1 protein-coding gene is annotated in these 918 nt (G+C 74.4%); it reads left to right on the top strand.

Annotated features, from left to right (window positions below; all coding sequences use genetic code 11):
- Positions 1–240 precede the first annotated feature (240 nt).
- Positions 241–918: alcohol dehydrogenase catalytic domain-containing protein (locus VQ03_RS29805; RefSeq protein ID WP_245292250.1), on the top strand; the 678-nt coding region annotated here is incomplete at its 3' end.

Raw genomic sequence — 918 nt, 5'->3', positions numbered from 1 at the left:
TCGGCGCGGGCCTCGGCCTCGCGGGGGCCGGGATCGGGCTGGGCGCGGCGGCGGTCGGTGCCGGCACCGGCCTCGTCTTCGGCGGCGGCAGCATCTACGACGGCTACTGAGCCGGATTCCGGCGGCCCGGATCCGTCCGGGCCGCCGCGCTGCCGGATGCCTTGCCGCCGGGGGCCGGGCGCTCCACAACCCATCAGGCGAACGCGGCCGGAACGCCGCGCGCGGGCAGGGAGGCGGAGCGTGGGCACCTTCAAGGCGGTGGTGATCGAGAAGGGCGAGGGCGGGCAACGCGTCGCGCTCAAGGATTTCGACGAATCCGAGCTGATGGACGGCGACGTCACGGTCCGGGTCACCCACTCCACCCTCAATTACAAGGACGGGCTGGCGCTGACCGGCAAGGCTCCGGTGGTGCGGCGCTGGCCGATGATCCCGGGCATCGACTTCGCGGGCGTGGTCGAGACCTCCTCCCACCCGGACTGGAAGCCCGGCGACGCCGTGGTGCTCAACGGCTGGGGCACCGGCGAGACCCATCTCGGCGCCTATGCGGAAAAATCCCGGGTCAGGGGCGACTGGCTGGTCCCCCTGCCGGCGGCCCTCACCCCCGAGCAGGCGATGGCGGTCGGCACCGCCGGCTACACCGCGATGCTGGCGGTGCTGGCGCTGGAGCGTCACGGCCTCACCCCGGAATCCGGCCCGCGCGAGGAGCGAGATCGCCACCGAGCCGACGCCGCCCGCCGCGCCCGTCACCAGGGCCGGGCCGGATTCCGGGGTGAGGCCGTGACGCTCCAGCGCCAGCACCGCCAGCATCGCGGTGTAGCCGGCGGTGCCGACCGCCATCGCCTGCTCGGGGGTGAGGGCCGCCGGCAGGGGGACCAGCCAGTCGCCCCTGACCCGGGATTTTTCCGCATAGGCGCCGAG

It is taken from the genome of Methylobacterium tarhaniae (genome assembly GCF_001043955.1).
In the GTDB taxonomy this organism is placed as follows: domain Bacteria; phylum Pseudomonadota; class Alphaproteobacteria; order Rhizobiales; family Beijerinckiaceae; genus Methylobacterium; species Methylobacterium tarhaniae.
This window is presented reverse-complemented; position numbering and strand designations above follow the sequence as displayed.